This window comes from Okibacterium sp. HSC-33S16 (assembly GCF_024171565.1).
Lineage (GTDB): Bacteria > Actinomycetota > Actinomycetes > Actinomycetales > Microbacteriaceae > Mycetocola_A.
In genome coordinates this window covers 935,886-961,677 of record NZ_JALJZZ010000001.1, presented here as the reverse complement: position 1 = coordinate 961,677, position 25,792 = coordinate 935,886, and the positions used below count along the sequence as shown (strand labels likewise).

General features: G+C 64.2%; 23 protein-coding genes and 2 pseudogenes. 2 read left to right on the top strand and 23 right to left on the bottom strand.

Annotated elements, in window-relative coordinates; translation table 11 throughout:
- Positions 1-60: 60 nt before the first annotated feature.
- The 10 genes and pseudogenes from gmk to L1277_RS04620 form a co-directional block, all read right to left on the bottom strand.
- On the bottom strand, positions 61-990 hold the full coding sequence (gene gmk / locus L1277_RS04665; protein ID WP_253375152.1) for a guanylate kinase: 930 nt from the start codon (positions 988-990) through the stop codon (positions 61-63).
- Complete coding sequence (pyrF, locus tag L1277_RS04660) at positions 983-1,825, bottom strand: orotidine-5'-phosphate decarboxylase (RefSeq protein ID WP_253375151.1); 843 nt, start codon at positions 1,823-1,825, stop codon at positions 983-985. The genes gmk and pyrF overlap by 8 nt, the downstream gene beginning before the upstream one ends.
- Entirely contained in the window at positions 1,822-5,115 is a 3,294-nt protein-coding gene (gene carB, locus L1277_RS04655; RefSeq protein WP_253375150.1) for a carbamoyl-phosphate synthase large subunit, read from the bottom strand. The genes pyrF and carB overlap by 4 nt, the downstream gene beginning before the upstream one ends.
- Positions 5,115-6,278: a glutamine-hydrolyzing carbamoyl-phosphate synthase small subunit gene (carA, locus tag L1277_RS04650; protein WP_253375149.1), complete on the bottom strand. Its 1,164-nt coding sequence runs from the start codon at positions 6,276-6,278 to the stop codon at positions 5,115-5,117. The genes carB and carA overlap by 1 nt, the downstream gene beginning before the upstream one ends.
- The gene (locus L1277_RS04645) at positions 6,275-6,820 is read right to left on the bottom strand and encodes a hypothetical protein (RefSeq protein WP_253375148.1); all 546 of its coding nucleotides are present in this window, start codon (positions 6,818-6,820) and stop codon (positions 6,275-6,277) included. Before L1277_RS04645 ends, carA begins: the two co-directional genes overlap by 4 nt.
- Positions 6,813-8,162: a dihydroorotase gene (locus L1277_RS04640; protein ID WP_253375147.1), complete on the bottom strand. Its 1,350-nt coding sequence runs from the start codon at positions 8,160-8,162 to the stop codon at positions 6,813-6,815. The genes L1277_RS04645 and L1277_RS04640 overlap by 8 nt, the downstream gene beginning before the upstream one ends.
- 2 nt (positions 8,163-8,164) lie before the next feature.
- On the bottom strand, positions 8,165-9,115 hold the full coding sequence (locus tag L1277_RS04635; protein WP_253375146.1) for an aspartate carbamoyltransferase catalytic subunit: 951 nt from the start codon (positions 9,113-9,115) through the stop codon (positions 8,165-8,167).
- On the bottom strand, positions 9,115-9,654 hold the full coding sequence (pyrR, locus tag L1277_RS04630; protein ID WP_253375145.1) for a bifunctional pyr operon transcriptional regulator/uracil phosphoribosyltransferase PyrR: 540 nt from the start codon (positions 9,652-9,654) through the stop codon (positions 9,115-9,117). The genes L1277_RS04635 and pyrR overlap by 1 nt, the downstream gene beginning before the upstream one ends.
- 147 nt (positions 9,655-9,801) lie before the next feature.
- Positions 9,802-10,044: an HNH endonuclease signature motif containing protein gene (locus tag L1277_RS04625; RefSeq protein ID WP_253375286.1), complete on the bottom strand. Its 243-nt coding sequence runs from the start codon at positions 10,042-10,044 to the stop codon at positions 9,802-9,804.
- A gap of 45 nt (positions 10,045-10,089) precedes the next feature.
- Positions 10,090-11,216: pseudogene (locus L1277_RS04620) on the bottom strand (DUF222 domain-containing protein); the annotation flags it as partial.
- Between the two features lie 260 nt (positions 11,217-11,476).
- On the opposite strand from L1277_RS04620, the pseudogene L1277_RS04615 reads away from it, so the two are divergent.
- Positions 11,477-12,359 (top strand): annotated as a pseudogene (locus L1277_RS04615) (NAD(P)-binding domain-containing protein).
- A 52-nt stretch (positions 12,360-12,411) separates the two neighbouring features.
- On the opposite strand, the gene nusB reads toward L1277_RS04615, so the two are convergent.
- From nusB to L1277_RS04550, 13 genes are all read right to left on the bottom strand, one after another.
- Positions 12,412-12,825: a transcription antitermination factor NusB gene (nusB, locus tag L1277_RS04610; RefSeq protein ID WP_253375144.1), complete on the bottom strand. Its 414-nt coding sequence runs from the start codon at positions 12,823-12,825 to the stop codon at positions 12,412-12,414.
- Positions 12,825-13,388 (bottom strand): elongation factor P, encoded by a 564-nt coding sequence (gene efp / locus L1277_RS04605; RefSeq protein WP_253375143.1) that lies wholly within the window; start codon positions 13,386-13,388, stop codon positions 12,825-12,827. Before efp ends, nusB begins: the two co-directional genes overlap by 1 nt.
- Positions 13,389-13,466: 78 nt before the next feature.
- A complete protein-coding gene (locus tag L1277_RS04600; protein ID WP_253375142.1) occupies positions 13,467-13,919 on the bottom strand; it encodes a type II 3-dehydroquinate dehydratase in 453 nt (150 codons plus the stop codon).
- A 1-nt stretch (position 13,920) separates the two neighbouring features.
- On the bottom strand, positions 13,921-15,015 hold the full coding sequence (gene aroB, locus L1277_RS04595) for a 3-dehydroquinate synthase (protein ID WP_253375141.1): 1,095 nt from the start codon (positions 15,013-15,015) through the stop codon (positions 13,921-13,923).
- On the bottom strand, positions 15,012-15,524 hold the full coding sequence (locus L1277_RS04590) for a shikimate kinase (protein WP_253375140.1): 513 nt from the start codon (positions 15,522-15,524) through the stop codon (positions 15,012-15,014). Before L1277_RS04590 ends, aroB begins: the two co-directional genes overlap by 4 nt.
- Entirely contained in the window at positions 15,521-16,735 is a 1,215-nt protein-coding gene (aroC, locus tag L1277_RS04585; protein WP_253375139.1) for a chorismate synthase, read from the bottom strand. Before aroC ends, L1277_RS04590 begins: the two co-directional genes overlap by 4 nt.
- A gap of 47 nt (positions 16,736-16,782) precedes the next feature.
- Positions 16,783-17,649 carry a shikimate dehydrogenase gene (locus L1277_RS04580; RefSeq protein ID WP_253375138.1) on the bottom strand — a complete coding sequence of 289 codons (867 nt, stop codon included), beginning with the start codon at positions 17,647-17,649 and terminating at the stop codon, positions 16,783-16,785.
- The gene (gene mltG, locus L1277_RS04575; RefSeq protein WP_253375137.1) at positions 17,649-18,926 is read right to left on the bottom strand and encodes an endolytic transglycosylase MltG; all 1,278 of its coding nucleotides are present in this window, start codon (positions 18,924-18,926) and stop codon (positions 17,649-17,651) included. Before mltG ends, L1277_RS04580 begins: the two co-directional genes overlap by 1 nt.
- A gap of 3 nt (positions 18,927-18,929) precedes the next feature.
- Positions 18,930-19,400: a Holliday junction resolvase RuvX gene (ruvX, locus tag L1277_RS04570; protein WP_253375136.1), complete on the bottom strand. Its 471-nt coding sequence runs from the start codon at positions 19,398-19,400 to the stop codon at positions 18,930-18,932.
- A gap of 15 nt (positions 19,401-19,415) precedes the next feature.
- Positions 19,416-22,073, bottom strand: coding sequence for an alanine--tRNA ligase (gene alaS / locus L1277_RS04565; RefSeq protein WP_253375135.1), 2,658 nt, complete (start codon positions 22,071-22,073; stop codon positions 19,416-19,418).
- A gap of 42 nt (positions 22,074-22,115) precedes the next feature.
- Positions 22,116-22,361: a hypothetical protein gene (locus tag L1277_RS04560; RefSeq protein WP_253375134.1), complete on the bottom strand. Its 246-nt coding sequence runs from the start codon at positions 22,359-22,361 to the stop codon at positions 22,116-22,118.
- A gap of 145 nt (positions 22,362-22,506) precedes the next feature.
- The gene (gene rpsD / locus L1277_RS04555) at positions 22,507-23,136 is read right to left on the bottom strand and encodes a 30S ribosomal protein S4 (RefSeq protein ID WP_253375133.1); all 630 of its coding nucleotides are present in this window, start codon (positions 23,134-23,136) and stop codon (positions 22,507-22,509) included.
- Positions 23,137-23,306: 170 nt separating this feature from the next.
- Positions 23,307-24,773, bottom strand: coding sequence for a replication-associated recombination protein A (locus L1277_RS04550; protein WP_253375132.1), 1,467 nt, complete (start codon positions 24,771-24,773; stop codon positions 23,307-23,309).
- Positions 24,774-24,983: 210 nt separating this feature from the next.
- Here L1277_RS04550 and L1277_RS04545 point away from each other — a divergent pair, with 210 nt between their 5' ends.
- Complete coding sequence (locus L1277_RS04545) at positions 24,984-25,778, top strand: peptidylprolyl isomerase (protein ID WP_253375131.1); 795 nt, start codon at positions 24,984-24,986, stop codon at positions 25,776-25,778.
- Positions 25,779-25,792: the final 14 nt, after the last annotated feature.

Here is a 25,792-nt window from a genome sequence, read left to right as displayed (position 1 = left end):
GCAGCATCACAAACAACCAGGTATCGGTACCTGTGGTGTTCGCCCGTTTCGGCACTGTTTTTACGAAGTGCGCCGGGGTCGTGCGCCGCGAGTCTTAATCAAGTCTACGACCTCTTGGGCCGCCTCAGCCACTGTGCCGTTCACAACGCGGTAGTCGAACTCCTCTTGGGCAGCCAATTCGTGCCGTGCAGTCTCGAGTCGACGTTCCCGTTCCTCGGCGTCTTCGGTTCCGCGGCCGACGAGGCGGCGGACCAGTTCGTCCCAGCTCGGCGGGAGCAGGAAGACCAGTGTCGCCTCGGGCATTGCGGCACGCACCTGGCGTGCGCCCTGGATGTCGATCTCGAGCAGAACGCTGTCACCGCGGTTGAGTGCCTCGTCGATCGGCGCGCGCGGGGTGCCGTATCGGGATGCGTTGTGCACCGTGGCGTATTCAAGCAGCTCATTCTCCGCGATGAGCCGATCGAACTCGGCGTCGTCGACGAAGAAATAGTTGACGCCCTCAACCTCACCCGGTCGCGGACGACGCGTCGTCGCTGAGACCGAGAGCAGTACGTCCGGGTAGTTCTCTCGGATGTAGCTCGCAACGGTACCCTTGCCGACGGCGGTCGGGCCGGCCAGCACGATCAGGCGCGAGCGCTTGTGCCGGCGGTTCTTCGACTCGCGATCGGCGATGAAGTCGCGGATGCGCAGACGTTGGTTCGGGCCGAGCCCGCCGAGGCGCTTGGCCTCTGAGATCTTAAGGTCGCTGAGAATGCGGCTCAGTTTGGTGCGGCCGATCGCCGGAACACTCAACAGGAAGTCAGTGACACGCATGCGACCGGCGACACCGTCTGGGTCAGCGAAGGCGTCATCGAGGACGTCCAGCGCGGACACCGCGCCCGTCGCGATGCGGTTCTTAACCTCTGCGCGTCTGCGACGAGCCTCGACGGCCGCGCGTGACGCCGCGACCCGATCGACCTCTGGCGGTGTTCGGACTGTTTGCTCAGGCACTGGCCTGCCTCACATTTTCTGCTCGAGTGCTCACGGCGTTTCGGATCCCTTCAGGGCCCGCGCCGAGCACGCTTCGTGATTCGGAGACGATAACACCGCTGGACAGTGCACCGTAGATGGACCGCATGGCTGGAACCGATGCACCCTGGTGGCCGAAGCCCGGAGCGAGCACCGGAGGCACCGGGGTCGGCGACACCTCAAGGTCAAAGTCAGCGAGGTTCAGCGTTGCACCGATGACAACGCCGATCGAGCCGAGGCCCGTCGCGCTGTGCGTGCCGTTCCAGGTATTGACCTCATCGAGGATTGTTCGCGCGACTGTCGTGCCCGAAGGCATCCGTGCCTGCTGGAGAGCTGATCCTTCAGGGTTTGAGGTCGCGGCCAGAACAAACAAGCCTTTACCGGTCTGCTCGGCTAGCGCGCTGGGCGCGGCGAGCGACCCGACACCCTGATAAGCACTCACTGTGAGCGCGTCCGCCTCGAGCGGCGAACCCGGGGTCAGCCAGGCCTGGCCGTACGCCTCGACGCTCGTGCCGAGGTCACCCCGCTTGCCGTCTGCGATGACGAGGATCCCCCGCTGTCGTGCCGACGCCAGGATCTCCTCAAGCGCGGCGTACCCGACGGAGCCGAACCGTTCGAAGAATGCCACTTGTGGCTTCACAATGCCGGCGTTGCCCTCAACAGCGTCGAGGACTCGCAGGCCGAACTCGCGAGTGCCCGCTGCGGAGTCCGGCAGACCCCACTCGGCCAGGAGCCACGGGTGCGGGTCGATTCCCACACATAGGCGTCCCAGGCCAGCGAACACACGCTCGAGTCGTTCTCCGAAGGTCAGCGTCATGCCCGCGACGCCCGATCCAGCGCGTACTCCTGAAGTGAGCGCACGTCGAAGCCGTTGCGCACGGCCTCGATCGAAGCCACGGCGGCGGTCAGCTCGGCGATGGTCGTGAACAGGGGCTTGTCTTCGGCAACCGCGGCCGCTCGAATCTCATAGCCGTCTGCACGACCGCTTCGACCAGACGGCGTGTTGATGACGACGTCCACTTCGTGACGGTTGATCAGCTCAACGATGGATGGCTCTCCGAGGGTGGACTCGTCTCCCTCGCTGAACTTGCGCACGGTGCGGGCAGAAATGCCGTTGCGGTTGAGGATTTCCGCTGTGCCCTCTGTGGCCAGAATGTCGTAACCGAGCTCCTGGAAACGGAGGATCGGCAGCACGATGGAGCGCTTGTCACGGTCGGAGACCGAGACAAAGACCGTGCCGGACAGCGGCATGCCGCCGTACGCTGCGGTCTGGCTCTTCGCGAATGCACGCGGGAAGTCCTTATCGATACCCATGACCTCACCGGTTGAGCGCATCTCAGGGCCGAGGATCGAGTCGACGATGCGACCTTCCTTGGTGCGGAACCGCTTGAACGGGAGGACGGCTTCCTTGACGGACACCGGAGAATCCATCGGGACGCGTGAACCGTCGACGGCGGGCAGGAAGCCCGATTCCTTGAGCTCCGCAATGGTGGTTCCGGTCATGACGAGGGACGCCGCCTTGGCCAGCGGAATGCCGAGCGCTTTCGAAACGAACGGCACGGTGCGGGAGGCGCGGGGGTTCGCTTCGAGCACATAGAGGATGCCGGCACCGATCGCGAACTGAACGTTGAGCAGACCCTGCACCCCGATGCCCTGCGCGATGGCAAGTGTGGCGTCGCGGACGCTGTCGATCTGGTCGCGGCCGAGCGAAATTGGCGGGAGGGTGCAGCTGGAGTCACCAGAGTGGATACCGGCCTCCTCGATGTGCTCCATCACGCCGCCAATGTAAAGTTCGTGGCCGTCGTAGAGCGCGTCGACGTCAATTTCGATGGCGTCGTCGAGGAACCGGTCGACGAGCAGCGGGTGCTGGGGGCCGATGATGCCCTGGTCTGCCATCCGATCGAAGTAGTCCTCGAGCGACGCGGTGTCGTAGACAATTTCCATTCCGCGGCCGCCGAGCACGAAGCTGGGGCGAACGAGGACCGGGTATCCGATGCCCTCGGCGATGGTGATGGCACCGGTGATCTCGGTAGCGGTTCCATTCTTCGGCGCGAGCAAGCCAGCCTCGGCCAGGATGCGGGAGAACGCGCCACGCTCCTCGGCGAGGTCGATGGCTTCCGGTGTGGTGCCGAGGATCGGGACGCCCGCTGCCTTGAGGCCGGGAGCGAGACCGAGGGCGGTCTGCCCGCCGAGTTGAACCACCACACCGACGAGCTCACCCGACTGGCTCTCGGCGTGGATGACCTCGAGGACATCCTCGAGGGTGAGCGGCTCGAAGTACAACCGGTCGGAGGTGTCGTAGTCGGTGGACACGGTTTCGGGGTTGCAGTTGATCATGATCGTCTCGAAACCGGCGTCGCTGAGCGCAAACGAGGCGTGCACGCAGGAGTAGTCGAATTCGACACCCTGGCCGATGCGGTTCGGGCCGGAACCGAGGATGACGACCTTGCGGCGGTCGGATGGTTCGACTTCCGTCTCGGCGTCGTAGCTCGAGTAGTGGTACGGCGTAAGCGCAGGGAACTCGCCCGCACAGGTGTCAACCGTCTTGAAGACGGGGCGCACGTCGAGGATGTGTCGAACCTCACGTACCTGGTCTTCACCGAAGCCGCGGAGCTGCCCGATCTGAACATCAGAGAAACCGTGGTTCTTCGCGGTGACAAGGACCTCGGTATCAAGTACAGCCGCCGTGCGAATGTACTCGGCGACCTCATTGATGAGCACGATCTGGTCGAGGAACCACGGGTCGATCTTGGTGGCTTCGAACACCTGCTCCGGCGTCGCGCCCATGCGCAGCGCCTGCTGCACAACGACGATCCGACCGTCGGTCGGTACAGCAGCGATCTCGAGAAGTTCGTCGACCGACCGGGTCTCTTCACCCCAGGAGAAGCTCGATCCACGCTTCTCCAGCGAGCGGAGCGCTTTTTGCAGGGCTGACGAGAAGTTGCGACCAATCGCCATCGCCTCACCGACGGATTTCATGGTTGTCGTCAGCGTGGCATCCGCTGCGGGGAATTTTTCGAAAGCAAACCTCGGAACCTTGACGACGACGTAGTCGAGCGTGGGCTCGAAGCTCGCTGGCGTGACCTTGGTGATGTCGTTCGGGATCTCATCGAGCCGGTAGCCGATGGCGAGCTTCGCGGCGATCTTGGCGATGGGGAAGCCGGTGGCCTTCGACGCGAGGGCGCTCGACCGGGAAACACGGGGGTTCATCTCGATCACGATGATGCGGCCGTCGGCCGGGTCGATGGCGAACTGGATGTTGCAGCCACCGGTGTCGACGCCGACCGCGCGGATGATGTCGATACCGATGTCACGGAGCTTCTGGTACTCGCGGTCGGTCAGGGTGAGCGCTGGGGCGACCGTGATCGAGTCACCGGTGTGCACGCCAACCGGGTCAACGTTCTCGATCGAGCAGACCACGACCGTGTTGTCGGCCGTATCGCGCATGAGCTCAAGCTCGTACTCTTTCCAGCCGAGGATGGACTCCTCGAGAAGGACTTCGGTGGTCGGGCTCTGGTGCAGGCCGTCGCCGACGATGCGGCGCAACTCTTCCTCGTTGTAGGCGAAGCCTGAACCGAGGCCGCCCATGGTGAACGAGGGACGCACAACGAGGGGGTAGCCGAGGTCCTCGGCGAAACCGACAGCCTCCTCGACCGTGTGGGCGATGTATGACCGGGCTACATCAGCGCCGGCGTCGAGCACGAGCTGTTTGAAGATCTGGCGGTCTTCACCCTTGTTGATGGCCTCGAAGTTCGCGCCGATCAGCTCGACGTTGTACTTTTCGAGGATGCCGTGCTCGTGCAGCTGAATCGCGGCGTTGAGCGCGGTCTGGCCGCCGAGGGTCGGCAGGATCGCGTCGGGTTTTTCCTTCGCGATAATCGTCTCGATGACTTCCCAGGTGATCGGCTCGACGTAAGTGGCGTCGGCGAAGTCCGGGTCGGTCATGATGGTGGCGGGGTTGGAGTTGACCAGGATGACGCGAACGCCTTCTTCACGGAGCACGCGGCATGCCTGGGTTCCCGAGTAGTCAAACTCGACGGCCTGCCCGATAACAATGGGGCCCGAACCGATGACGAGGACGCTTGAGATGTCGTCGCGTTTTGGCATTAGTTGTTGTCTCCTGCTGGGGTCTGGTTATTCGCGATCACGAGGTCGCGGAAGCGATCGAAGAGGTGATTGGCGTCGTGCGGGCCCGCGGCCGACTCCGGGTGGTACTGAACGCTGAATGCCGGGATATCGAGGCAGGCGAGTCCCTCGACCACCTGGTCGTTGAGGCTGTAGTGGCTGACCGTGACCCGGCCGAATCCCTCGGGCGACTGGTGCTCTCCCTCGATCGGGAGGTCGACCGCGAAACCGTGGTTCTGCGAGGTGATTTCAACCCGGCCCGTTGTCTTGTCGAGCACCGGCTGGTTGATTCCGCGGTGGCCGAACGGCAGCTTGTACGTGCCGAAGCCGAGTGCACGACCGAGCAGCTGGTTGCCGAAGCAAATGCCGAAGTACGGGACGTTCTCACGCAGCACGTCGCGCAGCAGGGTGACGTGGGCGTCTGAGGCAGCGGGGTCTCCCGGGCCGTTCGAGAAAAACAGGGCGTCGGGCTTGAGGCTCAGCACGTGGTCGGCCGTGACGTTCTGCGGTAGAACGAGCACGTCGAAACCGCGCTCGGAGAGATAGTTGACCGTCGACTTCTTGATGCCAAGGTCGAGCACGGCCACCCGGCCGATGCGCTCGCCCTGTGCGGGAACTTCGTAGGGGTCGATGGTCGAGACGTCACCGGAGAGGTTGCGGCCGGTCATCTCGGGTCCCTGGCGCACCTGGTCGAGCTGCTCGCCGTCGGAGAGCGTAAAGTCCGCACCGGAGAAGATGCCGGCGCGCATGGCGCCACTCGACCGAATGCGGCGGGTCACCGCTCGGGTGTCGATGTCGCTGATGCCGACGATGCCGTCGCGGCTGAGCTCGCTGTCGAGGCTGTTCTCGGAGCGGAAGTTCGACACCATGCGAGAAGGGTCACGCACGACGTATCCGGCGACCCAGACACGATTCGACTCCATGTCTTCGGCGTTCATGCCGGTGTTGCCAATGTGCGGCGCCGTCATGAGCACGATCTGGCCGGCGTATGACGGGTCGGTGAGGGTCTCCTGGTAGCCGGTCATACCGGTCGAAAAGACAACCTCACCGAGTGTCTTTCCGGTCGCGCCGTACGCGCGGCCGACGTAGCGGGTGCCGTCTTCCAGGACGAGGACGGCCGGTTCTGCTGAGCCGAATGTGCTCATGATTTCTTCCTCTCGGTGGAAGTAGTGGGGGCCGGAGCGGATGAATCCGGGCCGGTCGACGTAAGTGACGCCAGGGCGTCGAGAACTGCAGCATGCTGGGTCGAATCGATCACGCGAACATAACTGTCGACATCCGTCTCGCCGCTTCGCCAGGCGATCGCGACGAGGCCGTCCGATTCGACAACACGATCGATCGTCCAGGTGGCAGGAAGTGACGAACGGATGCTGTGGGCTGGCAGAAAGATCGGCTCCTGTCCGGGCACGGAGATGACAACACCTTCGGTGGCGACGGTGAGCTCGGCACGGGCCCGAAACGCGAGACCACGGATGGCCAGGCGTTCGAGCGGTCGGTCTGCCTCGGTGGTGGCCACGTAGAGCACGTCGGCGACCAGGATCGGGTGGATGCCGGCGTCGGGAAGGGACTCCCCCGCGGTCAGGCCGCTGTGTCGTCGAACTCGGCCGCGCCACGCCAGCCACATCCCCACGAGCAGGAGCGCGAGGAGCCCGAGTACGAGGATGGCGGGAATCAGGCGATCAGACATGTGTGACTGCCCTTCTGTTGGTGAGCGCGTGCTGTGCCACTTCCCCAGCGGGGCGGAGCGCGCCGTCGAGGACGGTGGCATATCCGTCGTGGAAGGTGGCCACCACGCGGCCGGGCAGCGTCAAGTCCAGGTAGGGCGAGTTGGTGCCCTTGCCGGCCAGGTGCTCGGTGCCGAAGGTTCGCGACGCCTGCGGGTCATAGAGCACGACCTGGGCGGGAACTCCCTCGATGATGCCCTGGCCGTGGCGTGAAATTCGACCGATTCGAGCGGGGGTGGCCGAGAAGACGCGAGCGAGATCTTCCCAGTTGAGCAGGTCGGTGTCGATGACGGATGCCTGCACAACGCTGAGGGCGGACTCGAGGCCGACCATGCCGTTGGCGGCGGCATCCCACTCGCAGTCCTTGTGCTCGGTGGGATGCGGTGCGTGGTCGGTGGCCACGATGTCGATCGTGCCGTCGGCGAGAGCCTCGCGCAGGGCAAGCACGTCCTCCTGGCGCCGGAGCGGAGGGTTGACCTTGTACCGGGCGTCATAGCTGCGCACGAGTTCTTCGGTGAGCAGAAGGTGGTGTGGGGTGACCTCGGCGGTGACCTGGATGCCGCGGGCTTTGGCCCAGCGGATCACGTCGACGCTGCCCGCTGTCGATACGTGGCAGACGTGCAGCCGCGAGCCGACGTGCTCGGCGAGCAAGACGTCTCGGGCGATGATCGACTCTTCGGCGACCGCGGGCCAGCCCTGTAGGCCGAGCTCGCCTGAGACGGCGCCCTCGTTCATTTGGGCGCCGACGGTGAGCCGGGGGTCTTGGGCGTGCTGGGCGATGACGCCGTCGAACGACTTGACATACTCGAGTGCACGGCGCATCAGCAATGGGTCTGAGACGCAGGAGCCGTCGTCGGAGAACACCCGCACCCGGGCGCGTGAGGTGGCCATGGCGCCCAGTTCAGCGAGCCGCTCCCCCGCAAGGCCGACGGTCACAGCACCGATCGGTTGCACGGTGGCGTAGCCGGCTTCCTGTCCGAGGGCGAGCTCTTGTTCAACGACGCCGGCGGTGTCTGCCACCGGTGAGGTATTGGCCATCGCGAAGACCGCAGTGAATCCGCCGGCCGCCGCGGCCTGTGTTCCGGTCAACACAGTTTCGCTCTGCTCGTAGCCAGGCTCCCGAAGATGGGTGTGCAGGTCGACGAGCCCGGGCAGGGCACGGAGTCCGTCCGCGTCGATGACCGTCGCCCCCTGAGGCGACAGTGCGGTACCGAGTTCGGCGATGATTCCGTCTGCGATGCGGATGTCTGTGGTGCGGCCGTCCGCGAGGGTCGCTGAACGCAGGAGGTAGGTGTTGGTTGTCATGATTATGCGTCCTCCCGATCGCCAGACAGCAGCAGGTAGAGTGCGGCCATCCGCACAGAAACTCCGTTGGTCACTTGTTCACGAACCGTGGACTGGGGTGAGTCGGCTGCTGCAGCGGAGATTTCCAGGCCCCGGTTCATTGGACCGGGGTGCATGACAATGGTAGTCGCCGAAAGGGTGCCCAATCGTCCATCGTCCAGTCCCCAGCGCTTCGAATACTCCCGGCTGTTCGGGAAAAACGCGTCACGCATCCGTTCGGCCTGGATGCGGAGCATCATGACCACATCGGGTTTCTCGGCGAGAGCCGCGTCGAGGTCATAACCGACCGTCACGGGCCAGGCCGCCGTGTGCACGGGAACGAGCGTCGGCGGTGAGACCAGGGAGACCGTCGCTCCCAGAGTGGTGAGAAGCCACATGTTCGACCGAGCGACGCGCGAGTGCAGAATGTCGCCGACGATGGTCACCGTGAGCCCGTCGAGGTCTTTTCGTCGCGAGGCGGCGCCGTGCACGCGCTTCCGAATGGTGAAGGCGTCGAGCAGCGCTTGAGTCGGATGTTCGTGGGTGCCGTCACCGGCGTTGAGAATGCCGGCGTCGATCCAGCCGCTGGTCGCGAGCGTCTGCGGGGCGCCCGAGGCGGGATGCCGGATGACGACAGCATCGGCTCCCATCGCCTGGAGGGTCTGCGCGGTGTCTTTGAGACTCTCCCCCTTGGATACGCTCGATCCTTTTGCACTGAAGTTAATGACATCCGCGCTCAATCGTTTGGCTGCGGCTTCGAACGAAATCCGGGTGCGGGTGGAGTCTTCGAAAAAGAGGTTGACGACGGTCTTGCCGCGCAGGGTGGGAAGTTTCTTCACCTCGCGCAGCTGGGTGTCCGCCATGTCCTCGGCGACGTCGAGGAGGGCAACCGCCGCATCGCGGCTGAGGTCACGCGTTGACAGCAAGTGACGCATCAGGCACCCATCTCATCGATCGAGACGAGATCGGCTCCGTCGAGCTCGGCCAAGTGCACGTTGATCCGTTCGTTCTGTGCGCTGGGCAGGTTCTTGCCAACGAAGTCCGGCCGAATCGGGAGTTCGCGGTGCCCCCGGTCAACGAGGGTGGCGAGGCGCACGGCGCGCGGGCGACCGATGTCGCCGATGGCGTCGAGGGCGGCGCGAATGGTGCGACCGGAGTAGAGCACGTCGTCGATGAGCACAACGGTCTTGCCGTCGATGCCCGACGCGGGAATGTGGGTCGGTGCCGGGGTCCGGGTCGGGTGTTTCGCGAGGTCGTCGCGATACATGGTGACGTCGAGTGAGCCGGCGTCGATGGGCGTCGCCGCGAATCCTGAAATCAGGGCGGCGATGCGATCGGCGAGGATCACGCCTCGGGTCGGAATGCCGAGAAGAACAAGGTCGTCTGCGCCTCGATTGGACTCAAGAATCTCGTGGGAGATTCGGGTCAACGCTCGAGCGATGTCAGCCTGCTGAAGTACGACGCGCGCACTCATGCCGACTCCCTTCTCCGTCTCTCTGGACGGCGTTAAAGGTTGTCATTGATGCTCCGACTCTAGCAGTCGTCACGTGGTCACTTCGTGAGGTTACGGACCGGTCCGCCGTCGGTCGGACCGGTTCGCTCCTGATCTGGTTCTGCCCGGTCAGTGAAAGTACGGTTTTCGAAGCAACCAGTCGGGGATGGTGACGACCGGTCTGCCCTCCTCCATCGTGATCACGAAGATGCCGGTGTCGACCATGTGGTGGTGAAACCAACAGAGCAGGATTCCGTTGTCGACCGAGGTGGGGCCGCCTGCGCTGTGCTCGACCACGTGATGGGCTTCACAGCCGGTCGCCGGGACCTGGCAGCCGGGAATCCCGCACGTCGGCCCGTCCCGGGCGATCATGCCCATGCGTTGCTCACGGTTGAACGCCCGTTTGGTGGTGCCGAGGGCTGCGATGCCGCCGTCCGGCCTCAAGTACACCGGAATGACGTCGCTGTCGCAGAGGATCTGCTGCACGGCCGAGTATGGGAGAGCGTCACTGATTCCGACAACGTCGGCGGTGCCGGCACGCCGGTCAAGAACGTCGGTGGTGACGCTCACGATCACGGTCGGGCCGCCCCCGAGACGGTGGGCGCATCGCTTGAGCGCGCCAGGGAATCGATCATGGCCGCGAACACGTCGGCGCGCTGTTGCCCGGCGGTGCGTGTGTCACGAAGTTTGCCTGACCGCCCGCTCCCCGTCGTCACGACGGGCGCCGTACTCGTACCCGTTGCTGGTGCGTCGCCACGTCTATCGCCCCCGCCGACGGCATGGGCCGAATCACTCCCCCCACCTTCGTCGGCAGTGTCGGGAACGAACCGCGGATCGGTGCGGAGGCTCAGCACGGCGTCGAGGAGCGCGTGAAGTTTCGCTCCAACGTCGAGGGTCACCCGGCCACCGAACGCTATCAGGCCGTCTTCCGCCGTGCGACGCACCCAGAAGTCACGGTTGTGGAACGCCTTCTCTGCGCGAGCCTCAATGCCCCTCTCGTCGAGCCGATCGCGCCAGGCCCGGGCCTGCACAGCAACGAGGTCGGTTGGCACGGGGAGCCCCAGCGCGTCTGAGGTTCCGGCGGCCTGGTCGACCAGCGCGCGCTCCGCCATAGTGAGGTGCTCGGCATCGGCGCGGGGCGCGACGAGGGTGAGTTCGCGAGTGATGACATCCGCTGTTTCGATGCTGATCATGCCGGCACGGAACGCCTCGGCAACCTGCGGGAACAACGGCGGCAGCGCCTGCCCAACACTGACCCGCCGACTGGTTCGGGAGCCGACCCGAATCAGCCGGTTCGCCGTCGCCGACGAGACGCCCGCGATCTGCTCCAACAGGTGCGACGGTCGCGGATAGTTAAACCTCGTCGCCAAACCCTCGGCTCCGAGTACAGGGTCGCTGCGAACCGCGACCTCGTGACCGGCCGCCGCAAGAATTGTCTCGGCGCCGCGTCCCAGCGCTGCCGCCTTCGAGACCAGTGAGAGAAGAGTGTCGTGTGACAGCCGGTTCAGGTGATCGAGATTCAGCCCGTCGAGCACCTCAGACATCTGGACGAGAACACCGTCAAGCGCTGCATCTGCCGGGTCGGATGCGACCGGAAGAACAGCACCTGAGGTGTTCATGAATTCAGTACACCACCCACCGCTGACACACCCGCTCGGGCCGCAGGCGGCACGAAGCGCCGCCTGCGGAAATCCAGCGTGACCTGTCCATACAGTTATTCGACCACGAACCACCGACATGGCCTTGTCGCCGGAAATATCCCCCGCCGTGGGTTGTTGGACTGGGTGTGCCTCCCGCCGATTCCCTGCCCACCGTCTCGCCCGAGGTCGATGTCGTCGTCATCGGTGCTGGCCAGGCTGGCCTCTCCGCCGCCTACCACCTGCAGCGTCGGGGATTTGTCCCTGTCACATCGAAAAGTGAGCGAACGGATGATCGCAGCTACGTCGTTCTTGACGCTGAACGTGGTCCGGGTGGCGCGTGGAGACATCGTTGGAAGAGCCTGGTGATGGCGACGGTCAACGGCATCAGCGACCTTCCCGGAATAGAGAAGCCCGACGTGGATCCGAGCATGCCGAGCTCGGAGTTCCTCACTCGATACTTCGACGACTACGAGCGGGAGCTGGGGCTCGCCATCGTGCGACCGGTTCGCGTCAGCGGCGTGTTCCGTGAGGACGACAATCCAAACGGCCAGCTTCGTGTGGAATCGGATGCGGGCACGTGGCGGACGCGGGCGGTCATCAACGCCACCGGAACGTGGACACGACCGTTTTGGCCGCTCTATCCCGGTCAGTCGAGCTTCCGCGGTCGGCAGCTGCACGTCGCCGACTACGTCGCAGCGTCGGAATTCGCCGGCCAGCACGTTGCCGTGATCGGCGGCGGAATCTCAGCGGTACAGCTTCGAGCGGGTCGACGTGCTCCTCTGGGCCACCGGCTTCCGCCCAGCGATCGACCACCTCGCGCCACTCCACCTGCGTGCGCCGGGTGGCGGTATCGCGATCGACGGCACGGCGGTGCGCCAGGAATCCCGCGTGCACCTCGTCGGGTACGGCCCGTCGTCGTCGACGATCGGCGCGAACCGGGCGGGCCGTTCCGCTGTGGCCGATGTCATCCGAATGCTCGATCGATTCGATGGTGAGCGCCAGGTTGCGACTCGTCCTCCCGAGCTGTCATTGGAGCGAGGCGCGTGAACGACAAACGCCCGCCATCCGAGAACGATGACGGGCGTGAGTGCGGGAAAAGCTAGCCGTTGGCCTGCGCGATCTTCCCGAGGAGTCCGTTGACGAATCCGGCCGAGTCGTCGGTCGACAGCGTTTTCGCTGACTCGACCGCCTCGTCGATGGCGACGGCCGCCGGTACCTCGGCGTTGAAGAGAATCTCCCAGACGCCGATGCGCAAGATCGCACGGTCGACCGCGGGCATGCGCGCCAGGGACCAGCCCTGGGCGTACGTCTCGATCTGCTCGTCAATTTCCTCGGCGTTGTCGGCGATGCCGTCGACGATGTCGCGGGCGTAGAGCCAGCTGGCCTCACGGTCGGGCTCACTTGCCGCGCGCTTCGCCTCAACGGTGAGCGCATCGCTGAGCGAGATTTCGCGCAGGTCAGCTCCGTACAGAATGTCGATGGCCCGCTTGCGGGCCTTGCTTCGAGCGCTCACTAGTCGTTGACGCGACCCATGTAGTCGCCGGTGCGCGTGTCGACCTTGACCTTGGTGCCCTGCTCGAGGAACAGCGGTACCTGGATCTCGTAACCGGTCTCAACAGTGGCGGGCTTGGTGCCACCGGTTGAACGGTCGCCCTGCAGGCCAGGCTCGGTGTAGGTGATTTCCAGAACAACGGATGCCGGCAGCTCGACATACAGCGGGTTGCCGTTGTTGAGCGCGACGGTCACGGCCTGGTTTTCGAGCATGAAGTTGGCGGCGTCTCCGACGACCGAAGCGGGAACGCTCAACTGGTCGTAGTCGGCGGTGTCCATGAACACAAAGGCGTCGCCGTCGTTGTACAGGTAGGTGAAGTCGCGGCGGTCGACGTTTTCGATCTCGATCTTCGCGCCGGCGTTGTAGGTGCGGTCGACGGTCTTGCCTGACACGACGTTCTTCAACTTGGTGCGGACGAACGCGCCACCCTTGCCGGGCTTGACGTGCTGGAACTCAATGACGTTCCAGAGCTGGCCGTCGATGTTGAGGACAATTCCGTTCTTGATGTCGGCGGTAGATGCCATGAAGAGGGGGTTCCGTTTCAGTGGGAAGTCAGTGTGGTCCGAGAGGACCGATGAAGCGAGTTTACCGCAGCCGACGCCTCACGCCGGGCGAGCAGCTGTGAGACGGAGCACAGCGTCCAGTGCCAGCCGGTAGGAATCGAAGCCGAAACCGGCGATGACGCCCGTTGCGACACCCGAGATGACGCTGGTGTGCCGGAACGTTTCGCGGCTGTGCGGGTTTGAAATGTGCACTTCCACCAACGGTATGCCGGCCTTCGTGACGAGCGCAGCGGCATCCCGAAGTGCATAACTGTAATGCGTGAAAGCCGCAGGATTCAGGATGACCGGCACCGAGGCATCCGTCGCTTCATAGAGCCATGCGATGAGCTCGGCTTCATCATTGGTTTGGCGGACGTCGATCGTCGCGGCATCGCCGGCGCTTGACGCGAGGATCGCGCGCAGGTCGTCGAGGTTGGCGGTACCGTACACGTCAGGCTCGCGGGAACCGAGCCGGCCGAGGTTGGGGCCGTTGAGCACGAGGATGCGGGTCATCTTATGAACCTATCTCCTGGTAGGCGGCAAACAGCAGGGCCGTCTCGGGTCCGGCGAGGACCGTGGGCTTCGCCAGGTCGTCGAGCACGATGAAGCGGAGCATGCCGGCGCGGGCCTTCTTGTCGCGCTGCATGGTGGCGAGAAGGGTGTTCCAGCGGCCAACCGGGTACTCGGTGGGAAGTGAGAGCGAATCGAGGATGCTGCGGTGCCGGTCGGCGACGGCGTCGGGAAGGCGCCCGGCCAGGCGGGACAATTCGGCCGCGAACATCATGCCTACCGCGACGGCCGCTCCGTGGCGCCACTGGTAGCGCTCGGCATGTTCGATCGCGTGGCCCAGGGTGTGCCCATAGTTGAGGATCTCGCGGAGGCCGCCCTCTTTGAAGTCCTCGCTCACAACGCGCGCCTTGAGTGCGATCGAGAGCTCGACGACGCGGCGGAACTCATCGGAGGACGGGTCGGTGACCCGATCGACATCAGCCTCGATGAGGTCGAGGATCTCGGGCTCGGCGATGAAGCCGCACTTCACGATCTCGGCAAAACCGGCAAGGATCTCATTTTTCGACAGTGTGGTCAGCAGGTCAAAATCGACGAGGACACCGGCGGGGGCGTAGAAGGCGCCGACGAGGTTCTTGCCCTCGTTGGTGTTGATCCCGGTCTTGCCGCCGATCGCCGCGTCGACCATGCCGGCGACAGTGGTCGGGATCTGGACCAGTCGGACACCGCGCAGCCAGGTAGCCGCAACGAATCCCGCGAGGTCGGTCGTCGCTCCCCCGCCGAAACCGATGACAGCATCGGTGCGGGTGAAGTCGGCCTGGCCCATGATCTGCCAGCAGAACGCCGCCACTTCGACCCGCTTGCCGGTTTCGGCGTCGGGGATCTCAGCGAGGAGTACCTGGTAGCGGTCGGCCAGCGCGGCGCGAAGCTCTTCGGCCTGCGTTGCGAGTGTGGGCGGGTGCACGAGGAGAACCTTCTGAACGGCGTCGCCGAGGGCGAGTGGCACACGGTCGAGGATGCCTCGGCCGACCTCAACCGTGTACGCGTCGGCACCCGTCACCTCGATCGAAGTGATGCCGCGGTTGGAAGCGTCGTCTGTCATGCTCGTCCTTTCGCCCAGGTGGCTATGTTCTCGGCGATTCTCTCGATGGGCTCGCTCGAGGTGTCGAATCGGGTGGTGGCGAGTGCGTCGTAGACGTCGCGACGCTCATCGTAAATCCGCTGCCACTCGCCGGTTCCGTTCTTGAGCAGCGGTCGTTTCGACGTGTTGATGCGCGCGGCTACGGCCTCAGCGGACACCGTGAGGAGCACAACGGTTTTTCCGGCCAGGGCGCCGCGGGTCTCGGGATGCAGCACGGCACCACCCCCGAGGGAGACGACGGCCTGCTCGCTGAGCGCGGCAGCAACGGCCTCCTTCTCAAGCTCCCGGAACGCCGACTCGCCCTGCGTCTCGAAGATGTCAGAGATGGGACCGTGTTCGGCCACGATCAACTTGTCAGTGTCAAGAAACGGCACATCGAGCGCCTTGGCGACGCGTCGGCCGATCCGGGTCTTTCCGGCGCCCATGGGCCCGATGAAGACGAGTGGGTAGAGCGGGCGGACCTCGGTCACGCCGGGAAGTCCGCGGTGGACTCACTCGCCGTGCGGAGACCGGTGGGGATCGAGGCGAGGTAGCTGGTCAGGTTGCGCCGGGTCTCGTCGACCGAGTCGCCACCGAACTTTTCGAGGACGCTGTTCGCGAGGACCAGCGCAACCATGGCTTCGGCAACAACACCGGCGGCCGGAACCGCGCAAACGTCGGACCGCTGGTGGTGCGCGCCGGCCGCCTCGCCGGTCGACACGTCGACGGTGCGTAGGGAGTGCGGAACGGTGGCGATGGGCTTCATGCCGGCTCGCACGCGCAGCACGGTTCCTGTGCTCATTCCGCCCTCGGTGCCACCGGCCTTGTCGCTCGACCGGGCAATCTGGTCACCGATCTGGAACAACTCGTCGTGTGCGTCGGAACCCCGGCGGGTCGTGGTGAGGAACCCGTCGCCAACCTCGACGCCCTTGATGGCCTGGATACCCATGAGGGCCTGGGCCAGCTGGCCGTCCAGCCGGCGGTCCCAGTGCACGTGTGAGCCGAGTCCGGGCGGCAGCCCGTAGGCGAGCACCTCGACGACGCCGCCGAGGGTGTCTCCGTCTTTCTTGGCCGCGTCGACTTCGGCGATCATCAACTGGGAGGTGGCCGCGTCGAAGCAGCGCAACGGATCGGCGTCGAGCGCGTCCACGTCGCCGGGCGTCGGCAAAGCGGAGCCCTCGGGAACGCGAACGGGCCCGATCGACAGGGTGTGGCTGACCAGGCTGATGCCCAGCTCGGCCAGGAAACCTCGAGCGACGGCGCCGAGCGCGACGCGTGCGGCGGTCTCGCGGGCGCTCGCGCGCTCAAGAATGGGCCGAGCCTCGTCGAAGTTGTACTTCTGCATGCCGACCAGGTCAGCGTGGCCTGGCCGCGGACGGGTCAGCGGGGCGCTGCGGCCGCGGGACTTTTCGGTTTCCTCGCCGGGCTCCGGGTTCATTACCTCGACCCACTTGGGCCACTCGGTGTTTCCGATCCGCAGTGCGATCGGGCTGCCGAGGCTGAAGCCGTGACGCACGCCACCGGAAATGTTGAGTTCGTCCTGCTCGAACTTCATTCGCGAACCACGCCCATAGCCGAGCTTGCGGCGGGCCAGGTCGGCGCGAATGGCGTCGAGTGAAACGGGGACGCCGGCGGGAAGACCCTCGACGATTGCAATGAGTTCCGGGCCGTGAGACTCTCCGGCTGTGAGCCAACGAAGCATGGCTCTATCCTTCCACAGCGCCCGAGGTCGCTTGACCTGTGTGACGGTCAGGAGCTCAGCGGGATCCCGTTCCGGTCGAGCCCGACGGAGGTCAACATGGCCGAAAGCACGGCCTCTTCGTCGTCGAGGGGCTGGAACGGGTCGTTGGTGAGAAAGATACGGACCTGCACCAAGGCTTGGTGCACAAGCATCGATAGTCCATTCGCAACGGTGCCACCGGCATCCGCCCATATTTTGGCAAGTGGGCTGGGCCAGGGCGAATAGGCGACATCGAGCAGAGCGGCGGTGGTTCGGACGTCGACGGGATAGTCGATCGGCGACTCCGTGCCGCCGGGCAGGGTGCTGATCACCAGGTTCGGACTGGCTCGCTCCGTGCCGTCGGAAAACGGGTGCAGCGAGACGATCGCTCCGGCCCGGCGGCCGAGGTCAACGAGCGGCGCCGACTTCTCGGGAGTTCGAGCGAACACCGACACCGAGACCGCGCCCAGCTCGGCAGCCGCGACGACGGCACTCGCTGCGGTCGCTCCCCCGCCCAGAATGTGCACGTGCGGAGTGGAGACGACGCCGACGGCCTCGAGGGCTCGGGTGATGCCGGCGACATCGGTGTTGTAACCGAAGAGGGCTCGGGCAGGCCCAGCGCCGACGAGGCGAAGGGTGTTGACGGCTCCGGTCAGTTCGGCCATGGCGTCGCGCGTGCCAGCCAACTCGAACGCCGCACCCTTGAGCGGCATGGTGAGCGAGAGCCCGCGCCAGCTCGCGTCAAGGTCGGCAACGAGAGGTGCAAGCTCGGCCCCGGTGACCTCGCGGGAGCCGTAGGCCCAGTCCAGCCCGAGCAGATCGTATGCGGTCCGGTGCAGCAACGGGGACTTGGAGTGGGCGATGGGCGACCCGAGAACGGCAAGTCGGTCAGTCATCAGCAGCCCTTGTCTGGGTTCTCCGAGCACCAGGTTTTGAGCTGAGTGACGGCTGCCTGATGCTCTTCCACCGTGTTGGTGAACACCGTTTCACCGGTGTCGAGGTTGACGGTCACGAAGAAGAGCCAGGAACCTTGTGCGGGTGCCATGGCCGCAGCGATGGCCGTGTCGCCCGGGCTCGCGATCGGGCCGATAGGCAGCCCGGCGCGCTGGTACGTGTTCCACGGGGTGTCGGATTCGAGCGCTTGCTGGGTCGACCAGACCGACCCGGCCTCGGTGGTGTTGCCGTACTGCGCGGTCGAGTCCATTTCGAGCTTCATATCCGCAGCCAGGCGATTCTGGATCACTCGACTGACCTTGTAGAAGTCTTCCTCGACCCGGGCTTCGCGTTCGACGATGGACGCGATGGTCAAAATCCGTTCCCGGTCCTCGACCGGCACCGCGGCGGCGTCGAGTGCTTTGATCGTGCGATCGACGAGCACCTGGATGATCTGCTGCGCGGAGAGATCGGGGTCAAAGGTGTAGAGCGCCGGGAACAGCCAGCCTTCAATTGACGGAGCAGTCGGCGCGATTCCGTAGATCGTCGGGTCCGCAACGGCGGCCTCAAAGTCGGCGACCGGTATCTCGGTGCTGGCCGAGAGCTCGGCGAAGATGTCCGCACCCTTCATGCCCTCCCGCACGAGAACCGTGCGCTCGACCTTGTTGGCCGGGTCAAGCAGCGCGTTGAGAGCGGATTTCGCGCTCATCTCCTTCTTCAGTGCGTACACACCGGGATGGAACACCGGTTCGGGCTTTCGGGTCAGAAGAATTTCGTAGAACGCGTCAACGGTCTTGGTGACGCCGCGGGTTTTCAACGTGCGGGCGATGTCCTGACCGGTATCCCCCGACGCAATCGACACGAGAACTTCCCCGCTCCCGGATCCCTCATAGTCGATCGGTTCTTTCCACCCCATGACGTTGCGAATCTGCGGCTCGAACGTGTTCCACACGTAGAGTCCACCACCCGCGATGCCAGCCAAAACCACCAGGGTCACGATCGACGCGATCAACCCGCGGTGTCGACCTTTTTCCCGTCGGGGGTAGGTCGATTCCGTGGCGCTGGCAGCCCGACGCTGCGACCGGGTCGACGCCGCTGCGGCGCGTTCGGCTTGCTCGCGCGCTTCACGTCGAGAGGTGGGAGGCACGTCCCGGGTCGGGGCGTCTTCTGTGGGCTCAGGCTCTTTCGGCGCGAAGATCGCGTCGAAGGGATCGTCGCCTTGGGGTGGCTCGGGGGTCACGTCCTAGGTTCCTTCATTCAGTCCGACGAGGGAACCTGGAGGGTACGAACTGCCGCGCTCCGCGTCGAGGGCATGCTGCAGGATGATCACCGCAGCGACTTGATCGACAATATTACGTGATCGGCTGGACTTTTTGCCCGAAGAACGCAGCGCGGAGTGAGCAGAAACCGTCGACAGGCGCTCATCCACAAGACGAACAGGGCGAGCGGATGCCGTCGCCAGCTTCTCAGCAAACGTCACGGCGTCGTTCGTTGACGCTGTATGCGAACCAGACAGCGCGAGCGGAAGACCCACCACGAACTCGATCGGGTCAAGTTCCGCCGCGATCTCGAGAATCCGACGGATGTCGGCATCCGAATCCAACGAACGTGCAACCGTCTCCAGCGGAGTCGCCAACATTCCATGGAAATCCGAGCGAGCGAGCCCGACGCGGACCTTTCCCACGTCGATGCCCACCCGGACTCCCGTGCGCATGGCACCCGTCACGGGTTACCTCGTCGCCGCGTCGACAATCGCGGCCAACGCGCTCGGGATCGCCGAGGCGTCAGTACCGCCGCCCTGGGCCATGTCGTCCTTACCGCCGCCGCCTCCGCCGAGGATGCCGGCTGCGGTTCGGGCAAGCTGCCCGGCCTTGGCGCCGGCAGCGCGAGCTTCAGCATTCGTGGCCACAATGACGATGGGCTTGTCGTTGACCGTCGCAGCTAGCGCCGTGATGCTCGGAACAGAGCCGAGCCGCTCGCGGACCGTTGTCACCAGCAGTCGGAGGTCGTCCGCCGAGTTCAGCACACCCAGGTTCTCGGCGACGACGCTATAAGCGCCTGCCGTGTGCTGCGTAGCGACAAGTCCGGGAACACGCTCGGTGAGCGCTCGAGCCTCAAAGGCCTGAATCTTCTTCTCGGCCTGCTTGAGGTTTGCAACCAGGTCCGCGATGCGGTCAGGCAGCTGCTCGCGGGGTGTCTTGAGTGACGAGGTCAGCTGCGAGACGATGGCACGCTCGGCGGCCAGGTCGCGGAACGCTTCCAGTCCGACCAGAGATTCCACCCGGCGGTTCGTTGAACCGACGCTCGACTCGCTGACGAGGTTGATCATGCCGATCTCGGCACTCGACGATACGTGGGTTCCCGCACACAGCTCACGTGACCATGGTCCGCCGATGTCAACGACGCGAACGACGTTGCCGTACTTCTCACCGAAGAGCGCCATCGCACCCAAGGATTTCGCTTCGTCGAGCGGCAGCTCGCGCGTGACGACCTCGAGGTTGTCGCGGATCGCGTTGTTTGAAATGTCCTCGATTTCACTGCGCGTTTCGGCCGACAAGCCGGAGTTCCACGAGAAGTCGAGTCGCAGGTAGCCGGCCTTGTTGTATGAGCCCGACTGGTGCGCGTTAGGGCCGAGCACCTGGCGGAGAGCTGCGTGAATGATGTGGGTACCGGAGTGCGCCTGGCGGGCGCCGCGACGGTAGTTACGGTCGACAACGCTGGTGGCGCTGTCGCCAACGCCGACCTCGCCCTTGGCTACCTGGACCTTGTGGCTAATGAGTCCCTTGATCGGCTTTTGAACGTCGAGCACTTCGAGTTCGTAGCCCGGGCCAACGATGAGGCCCTGGTCGGCTTCCTGGCCGCCGGACTCAGCGTAGAGAGCGGTTTCGGCGAGAATGACCTCGGCGATGTCCCCGGCAGCGGCTTTGGTGACCGACTGGCCGTTCACGATGAGACCGAGAACCTTGGACTCCGTCGTGAGTTCGGTGTAGCCCGTGAAGGTGGTTTCACCGAAAGCGCGGAACGCGCTGTAGACGCTGAGGTCGGCAAGTGCCGTCTTCTTGGCCTTGGCATCTGCCTTAGCCAGGGCGCGCTGGTTGGCCATCAGAGCGTCGAAGGCCGGCCGGTCAACGCTCAGGCCGGCTTCCTCCGCGATCTCGAGGGTGAGGTCGATGGGGAATCCGTAGGTGTCGTGCAGGAGGAAAGCGGTGTCGCCAGGCAGCGTGGTGCTGCTCTGTGTCTTGGACTTCTCGACGGCGAGATCGAGGATGGTCGTTCCGCCCGCGAGTGTGCGCAGGAACGTCTCCTCTTCGCCATATGCCGCCTGGGAGATGCGGCTGTAGTCGTGCTCCACTTCGGGATACGCAGCCTTCATGGCGTCTCGCGATGCCGCGAAAAGTTCGGGGAACGTCGCGGTGTCGACGCCCAAAAGGCGCATCGACCGCACGGTGCGACGCATGAGACGGCGAAGGATGTAGCCGCGTCCTTCGTTTGACGGAGTGACGCCATCGCTGAGGAGCATCAGAGAGGAACGTACGTGGTCAGCAATGACTCGCATGCGCACGTCGTCGGTGTGATCGGCACCATAACGACGACCGGACAGTTCTGACGCCAGGTCAAGAACCGGTCGCACCTGGTCGATCTCGTACATATTCTCGACGCCCTGCTTGAGGAACGCCACGCGCTCAAGCCCCATGCCGGTGTCGATGTTCTTCCGAGGCAGATCGCCCAGAATTTCGAAGTCGTTTTTGCCGGTGCCTTCACCGCGCAAGTACTGCATGAAGACGAGGTTCCAGATTTCGACGTAACGGTCGTCGTCTGTCGCCGGTCCCCCGTCGGCGCCGTAAGCCGGTCCGCGGTCGAAGAAGATCTCAGAACATGGTCCTGCCGGGCCCGGCTGTCCGGTCGACCAGTAGTTGGTGTCCATGTCCAGGCGCTGGATGCGCTCGTCAGGCAGGCCAGCGATCGACTTCCACAAGCGAATCGCTTCGTCATCGTCTTTGTAGACCGTGACCCAGAGGTCCTTCTCATCGAACCCGTAGCCACCGGTGTTTTCCGGTGAGGTGAGCAACTCCCAGGCGTAGCTGATGGCGCCTTCTTTGAAATAGTCGCCGAATGAGAAGTTTCCGTTCATCTGAAAGAAGGTGCCGTGTCGCGGTGTCTTGCCGACTTCTTCGATGTCGTTCGTCCTGATGCACTTCTGCACGCTGGTCGCTCGCGGGTACGGCGACGGGACAAGCCCGGTGAGGTATGGAACGAATGGCACCATGCCCGCAACCGTGAAAAGCAGAGTGGGGTCATCAGAAACAAGTGATGCGGAAGGAACTACGGTGTGGCCGCGCTCGGCAAAAAACTCAAGCCAGCGCTGGCGGATATCAGCGGTCTTCATGGGTCCGTTCGGAGTGGTGTCTGCGCGGGCGCAGGGGATGTTCTAGTTCTGGGTTGAGCCTTGGTTGAGGCCGCCGATTGCGTCCTCAGCATCCTTCGCGAGTTCGTCGATCTTCTCGCGCAGCTCGGCTTCGCGTTCCTTGTATGCGTCAGCGACGGTCTCGCTGAACTCGCGAAGCTTCCCGTCGAGGTCCGAGAAGAACTGCTTGCCTTTGTGGGTCTTGTTGATCTCGTGCGCGACGACGAAACCGGCTGCAATGCCGGTGACGAGCCAGAAAATATTCTTCACAGGTGCTCCTCCTGGGGTGTGGGACGGATGCTTCCAAACCAGAAATTTCATCCTACCGGTTATGCCTTGGCGGCCGATGTGCGGCCTGCCTGACATGAAAAACGGGGCCGCGGCAGATGCCGCGACCCCGTCCATAATGCTGTTTTTAGCGTGCTGCGTAGTACTCAACGACGAGCTGGACTTCACAGGTCACGGGGACCTCTGCGCGCTTCGGGGCGCGAACGAGGCGTGCCTGAAGCTTGTCGAGCTCTACCTCGAGGTACGGAGGAAGCTTCGGAAGAACGTCGACGTGTCCGCCGGCCGCTGCAACCTGGAAAGGCTCGGTGCCTTCGCTGCGTGCCTTGACGTGAATGAGCTGTCCCGGCTTGACGCGGAAGGACGGGCGGTCAACGATCTGGCCGTCAACGAGGATGTGACGGTGCACGACCATCTGGCGAGCCTGAGCGGTGGTGCGGGCGATAGCCGAGCGCACGAGGAGAGCGTCGAGGCGGGTCTCGAGGATCTCGACGAGGTTTTCACCCGTCAGGCCCTTGACGCGACGAGCTTCTTCGAAGGCGATCTTCAGCTGCTTCTCGCGGATGCCGTACTGGGCGCGCAGACGCTGCTTCTCGCGAAGACGCACAGCGTAGTCGGAGTCGGTCTTGCGCTTGGTGCGGCCGTGCTCGCCCGGAGCGTACGGACGCTTCTCGAGGTACTTTGCTGCCTTCGGGGTGAGGGCAATGCCCAGCGACCGCGACAGGCGGGTCTTGCTACGGGTACGTGACTTGGTAGACACGGTTTCCTTTCGATGGAATCTCTGACAATGTGATGCCGGCGCACAGAAGTGCAACCGGAAAGTTAGAGGGGTGAGCCGGAACAGTTCGGCTAATGAACATGTCCGTCAACCCGATTCAGTGCAGCCATACATTCAAACCGGGCCTAGGCCAGCAATAATCCTAACACGGCTCAGCCGCGACCCCCGCGAACAATCCGCAGCAGCTTGGCGAGCCTCGACGAGACGTCCCGCTCATTGCCGTGCTGTGTTGGCTGGTAGTACCGCACCCCGCGGAGTTCATCGGGAAGATACTGCTGCTCCACGACTCCGACCTCCGAGTCGTGGGGGTACCGATACCCCTTCCCGTGGCCTAGGCGCTTGGCACCCGCATAGTGCGCATCGCGCAGGGGTTTGGGCACACGGCCGAAGTTACCAGCCTTGACATCGGCGATGGCCCGATTGATGGCGACGTATGACGCGTTCGATTTTGCGGCCGTCGCGAGATAGACCACTGCCTCGGCGAGTGGAATGCGGCCCTCTGGCATGCCGATGAACTGAACAGCGTCGGCGGCGGCGACCGCGACGGACAGCGCATGGGGATCTGCCATGCCGATATCTTCGGAGGCGCTGACAATGATGCGGCGTGAAATGAAGCGGGGGTCCTCCCCTGCTTCGATCATGCGGGCCAGGTAGTGCAGCGCGGCATCAACGTCGGATCCGCGAATGGACTTAATGAATGCGCTGATGACGTCGTAATGCTCGTCACCGTTGCGGTCGTAGCGCAGAAGAGCCCGGTCCACGGCGCTTGCAACGACATCCGCCGTAATCACCGGTCTGCGAACGGATGACGGCGTTTCGTCCTCAGGAGCGTTCGCCGTGGTTATCGCTGACTCGTCGTCGTCGTCGTCGCCTTCGTCATCATCCTCGCCATCGGGGGATAACGGTTCGGCCAGTTCCGCGTCTGAGTCTGGGTTGGACAGCGAGTCCGCGCTGACGGAGGCAGCCTCGAGGGCCGTCAGTGCTCGACGGGCATCGCCGGAGGCGAGTCGAATGATGGTATCTCTCGCGTCATCCGTCACCTCAAATCGCCCGCCCAGGCCTCTCGGGTCGTCAATCGCACGATCGACGACCACGCGGAGATCCTCATCGCTGAGTTGTTCGAGTGTGAGGAGAAGCGAACGCGAGAGTAGTGGCGAGATCACCGAGAACGACGGGTTCTCTGTTGTCGCAGCGACGAGGATTACCCAGCCGTTCTCGACGCCGGGAAGAAGAGCGTCTTGCTGCGCCTTACTGAAGCGATGAATCTCGTCGAGGAAGAGAACGGTCGAGAGCCCGTAGAGGTCGCGACTGGTCATCGCCTCGTCCATCACCTGACGAACGTCACGAACGCCCGCGGATACGGCTGAAAGTTCGACAAAGCGACGCCCTGAACTGTGCGCAATCGACTGGGCAATCGTCGTCTTGCCGGTGCCGGGTGGGCCCCACAGGATGACGGAAACACTGCCCTGGTCTCCGGACTTGCTGTGCGCGAGACTGACGAGCGGGGACCCCGGCTTCAGCAGGTGTCGTTGCCCGGCGACTTCATCAAGGCTTTTGGGTCGCATACGTACGGCAAGGGGGACGCTGCCTGAGTGCAACCCTGCCGTCGTGTTTGCCATGGACCAAGGCTATCCGTCACCGCTGACAACGCCCTCCACACGGCTCGCCCTGCCAACCGTGTGCCGTGACCCGCGCGACCCTGAGGAAAACGGCTCACCCTTGCGCCATTTGGATCGAGAAGAACGAGCACCGTAAAGTTCATCGGGAGACTGCCACTTGTGCGGGTCTCGAGAATCGGCGCACGAGCGCCCATCCGACGGAGGAACTACGTGGCACCCAGCAGGACTGACGAGCGCCAGGCTCGCGAGAACCGCGAACGTCTCAAGGGATACAAGGCCCGTCGCGCGATGCACGAGTACCGCGTCAAGCGGCGTGTTCGCGACAACTGGATCGCCGGCGTTGCTCTCGTGGTGATCGCCGCTGCGGTGACTGCCGGTCAGATTGCGTATTTCTCGGCTGGACCTGGCGCTCCAACGGCGGAGCCGACGCCTTCGGCCAGCCCCAGCGAAACCGCACCGGCTGGAACCAATATGGGGGATGTGCCCGACGCGGATCTGGCTGAGGGACGCGTGTGGGCCGGGTCGATGACCGTTAACGACATCGATCTCGGCATTGAAGTCGATGGTGCGGCGGCGCCGCAGGGTGTCTCATCGTTCCTTTCGCTGTCGCAGAGCGGCTTCTACAACGGCATCAGCTGCCATCGGCTAACCAACGGCGGATTCTTCGTTCTGCAGTGCGGAGACCCGGAAGGCACGGGGGCCGGTGGGCCTGGCTACAGTTACGGGCCCATCGAGAACGCCCCTGAAGACAACGTCTACCCCGCCGGCACCCTCGCGATGGCTCGACAGAGCGACAATGCCTACAGCATGGGCAGCCAGTTCTTCATCGTCTATGACGACACGACCATTCCCTCGGACACGGCCGGTGGGTACACCGTGCTGGGCAAGGTCACCAGCGGACTCGACGAACTCAAGGCACAGGTGGTCGACGCGGGTATTGCTGACGGGTCCTCCGACGGTACTCCTGCCATCCCGGTGTCAATCACGAGTGTGACCCTCCAGTAACCAAGGGCTCGTGG

Excerpts from the sequence above, each read along its gene's own strand:
- pyrF (WP_253375151.1), bottom strand. The coding sequence starts at position 1,825 with ATGACGCTGACCTTCGGAGAACGACTCGAGCGTGTGTTCGCTGGCCTG.
- L1277_RS04600 (WP_253375142.1), bottom strand. The coding sequence starts at position 13,919 with ATGACCCGCATCCTCGTGCTCAACGGCCCCAACCTCGGCCGGCTCGGT.
- pyrR (WP_253375145.1), bottom strand. The coding sequence starts at position 9,654 with ATGAGTGCGCGCGTCGTACTTCAGCAGGCTGACATCGCTCGAGCGTTG.
- ruvX (WP_253375136.1), bottom strand. The coding sequence starts at position 19,400 with ATGCGCACGGGAGTCCGGGTGGGCATCGACGTGGGAAAGGTCCGCGTC.
- L1277_RS04640 (WP_253375147.1), bottom strand. The coding sequence starts at position 8,162 with ATGACAACCAACACCTACCTCCTGCGTTCAGCGACCCTCGCGGACGGC.
- efp (WP_253375143.1), bottom strand. The coding sequence starts at position 13,388 with ATGGCATCTACCGCCGACATCAAGAACGGAATTGTCCTCAACATCGAC.
- L1277_RS04635 (WP_253375146.1), bottom strand. The coding sequence starts at position 9,115 with ATGCGTCACTTGCTGTCAACGCGTGACCTCAGCCGCGATGCGGCGGTT.
- L1277_RS04550 (WP_253375132.1), bottom strand. The coding sequence starts at position 24,773 with ATGGCAAACACGACGGCAGGGTTGCACTCAGGCAGCGTCCCCCTTGCC.
- L1277_RS04625 (WP_253375286.1), bottom strand. The coding sequence starts at position 10,044 with ATGATCGCCCGGGACGGGCCGACGTGCGGGATTCCCGGCTGCCAGGTC.
- aroC (WP_253375139.1), bottom strand. The coding sequence starts at position 16,735 with ATGCTTCGTTGGCTCACAGCCGGAGAGTCTCACGGCCCGGAACTCATT.
- carB (WP_253375150.1), bottom strand. The coding sequence starts at position 5,115 with ATGCCAAAACGCGACGACATCTCAAGCGTCCTCGTCATCGGTTCGGGC.
- L1277_RS04580 (WP_253375138.1), bottom strand. The coding sequence starts at position 17,649 with ATGACTGACCGACTTGCCGTTCTCGGGTCGCCCATCGCCCACTCCAAG.
- carA (WP_253375149.1), bottom strand. The coding sequence starts at position 6,278 with ATGAGCACATTCGGCTCAGCAGAACCGGCCGTCCTCGTCCTGGAAGAC.
- alaS (WP_253375135.1), bottom strand. The coding sequence starts at position 22,073 with ATGAAGACCGCTGATATCCGCCAGCGCTGGCTTGAGTTTTTTGCCGAG.
- L1277_RS04645 (WP_253375148.1), bottom strand. The coding sequence starts at position 6,820 with ATGTCTGATCGCCTGATTCCCGCCATCCTCGTACTCGGGCTCCTCGCG.
- aroB (WP_253375141.1), bottom strand. The coding sequence starts at position 15,015 with ATGACAGACGACGCTTCCAACCGCGGCATCACTTCGATCGAGGTGACG.